General features: G+C 64.4%; 2 protein-coding genes. Both read left to right on the forward strand.

Annotation, left to right across the window (positions count from 1 at the left end; all coding sequences use genetic code 11):
* The coding region (locus ACH2EI_RS12075; protein ID WP_395160178.1) for an alpha/beta hydrolase fold domain-containing protein at positions 1–2,567 on the forward strand (2,567 nt) is incomplete at its 5' end.
* Between the two features lie 75 nt (positions 2,568–2,642).
* On the forward strand, positions 2,643–2,808 hold a 166-nt coding region (locus tag ACH2EI_RS12080; protein ID WP_395160180.1), incomplete at its 3' end, for a type II toxin-antitoxin system VapB family antitoxin.

Genomic DNA, 2,808 nt, shown 5'->3' on the forward strand with positions numbered 1-2,808 from the left:
ATTCGACGTCTGTCGATGTGGTGATCGTCGGCGCGGGGTTCGCCGGGATGTACCAGCTGAAACGCATGCGCGATGCCGGGTTCAGCGCGGTCGTTCTTGAGGCCGGCGACGGTGTTGGGGGCACGTGGTATTGGAACCGGTATCCGGGGGCGCGTTGCGACATCCTCACGGTCGACTATTCATACAGCTGGGACCCCGAGTTGCAGTCCGAGTGGGTGTGGTCGGAGCGGTACGCCACCCAGCCCGAGATCTTGCGTTATGCGAACTTTGTTGCCGATAAGCACGACCTGCGGCGCGACATCCGTTTCGAAACCCGGGTAACGGAGGCCTCGTGGGGCGAGTCAACGAAGCGGTGGACGGTCAGTACTACGGGCGGCGATGTCGTCGCGCAGCACTACGTGATGGCCACCGGCTGCCTGTCGGTGCCGAAGGTTCCCGACGTGCCGGGCAACGGACGTTTCGAGGGTGCCACCTACTCGACCGGCGCATGGCCCCACGAGGGTGTCGACTTCACCGGCATGCGGGTCGCCGTGATCGGCACCGGGTCATCGGGCATCCAGTCGATCCCGATCATCGCCGAGCAGGCCACACAGCTCACCGTGTTCCAGAGGACGCCGAACTTCTCGATGCCCGCGCATCACGGGCCGATCGCCGATGAGCGGCTGGTCGAGTACCGCAACGACCCTGTGGCCTACCGGGAAGATGCACGCCACTCACAGATCGGTGTGCCATTCGTTCCCATCGCCGAACTGAGTGCACTCGAAGTAGGCGATGCGGAACGCGATGCTGCCTATGAGCAGTCGTGGCAGCGCGGCGAGCTGGGCCGGCTGTCGCCGTTCACCGACTTGGCCATCAGCGCCGAGGCGAACGACACGATGCGTCGGTTCATTCACGACAAGATTCGCGGGATCGTCGACGACCCTGAGGTTGCCGAGGCCTTGTGCCCGACGAACCACTACTTCGCCACGAAGCGCACGTGTCTCGACACGAACTACTACGCCACCTACAACCGGCCGAACGTGCGACTGGTCAACCTGTTGCACACACCGATTGAGTCGATCACCGAGGCCGGTATCGACGTCACTGGCGAGTCGATGGAGTTCGATGCAATCGTGTTCGCCACGGGCTTCGACGCGATGACTGGCGCGATCGTCGGGGCCAACATCACGGGTCGCGATGGCGTCGCTCTACGCGATGCATGGGCTGATGGTCCAATGACCTATCTCGGATTGATGACGGTCGGCTTTCCAAACTTGTACATGATCACCGGGCCCGGCAGCCCGTCGGTGCTGTCGAACATGATGGTGTCGATCGAACAGCACGTCGACTGGATCTCTGACCTCGTCGACCATATGCGGACCGATCAGGTGGACACGATCGAGCCAACGGCGCTCGCTCAGCGCAAGTGGGTCCAACACTCGAACGACATTGCAAACATGACGCTGTTTCCCACTGCAAACAGTTGGTACATGGGCGCGAACGTGCCCGGCAAACCGTCGGTGTTCCTGCCCTACCCAGGCGGCGTGGGCGCATACCGCACGGTGTGCGACGAAGTCGTCGAGCGCGGCTACTTCGGCTTCACGCTCGCTGGCCCGACTGGTGTCACCACGAACGACGGTGTGATCCGTGCGGTGCAGCCCGACGTCGCGGCAATGTTGGCAGCAATGGCCGAGATGGACCTGCCGGCGCTTGAGTCACTCTCGGTTGACGATGCGCGTGCGTTCATGGAGATGTCGGCAGGTCTGCGGCCTCCGGGGCCCGATGTCGGCGAAATCGTCGACGGCGTGCTCCAGGGTGCCGACGGAGAGTTGGAGTACCGGCTGTATCGGCCGGCTTCGCCCGGGCCACATCCGGTGGTCGTCTACTTCCACGGCGGTGGCTGGGTGCTCGGCAGCCACACCTCGGACGATCCGCTGTGCCGCGACCTGTGCGCGCGTTCCGACGCGGCGATCATCTCGGTCAACTATCGCCATGCCCCTGAAGCACGTTTCCCTGCTGCGGCCGACGACGGGTTCGCGGCGGTGCAGTGGGTCGCTGCACACGCCGACGAGTTGGGTGTGCGCGCCAGCCAACTCGCCGTTGCGGGTTGGAGCGCCGGTGCCAATGTCGCTGCCGTCGCATGCCAGCAGGCGCGCGATGCGGGTGGCCCCGCAATCGTTGGTCAGCTGTTGTTGAACCCGGCAACCGATTGCGATCTGACGCGGCCGTCGTACATCGACAACGGCGAGGGGTACGTACTGACCACGTCGTTGATGACGTGGTTCTGGGATCACTATTGCGACCCCGAACAGCGCAGCGACCCCAAGGCGTCACCGCTGCGTGCCAGCTCGCTGGCCGACCTTCCGCCGACCATGATCGTCACCTGCGAATTTGATCCGTTGCGCGACGAGGGCGACGCATATGCCGCGGCGCTGGCCGCGGCCGGCGTCCCGGTCGAGCATCTGCAGGCCGAGGGACACACGCATACCTCCACAGGCGCGGTCGACGTGCTGATCACGCCGGCGGCAACACGCAAAATCATGGCCACTGCCCTACGCGGCTTCTTCGGCGCACACGTGCCCGCCTGACGCGATCTCGCCTGACGCGAGCGTTGGCCCGATCTGGTTGTTCTACCTTTCCAGACGATCAGGTAGAATGGCGCTGTGGCCCTCAGTATTAAGAGTGACAAGGCGGATCGGCTTGCTCGCGAACTGGCAACAGTGACCGGCGAGTCGCTGACCGACGCGGTAACGATGGCCATCGAAGACCGTTTGGCCCGCGAGCGTCGCGCAACTCGTGATGTCGCCGGGCGCCTCCGCCGTGTGCGCG

This window comes from Ilumatobacter sp., assembly GCF_041688325.1.
In the GTDB taxonomy this organism is placed as follows: domain Bacteria; phylum Actinomycetota; class Acidimicrobiia; order Acidimicrobiales; family Ilumatobacteraceae; genus Ilumatobacter_A.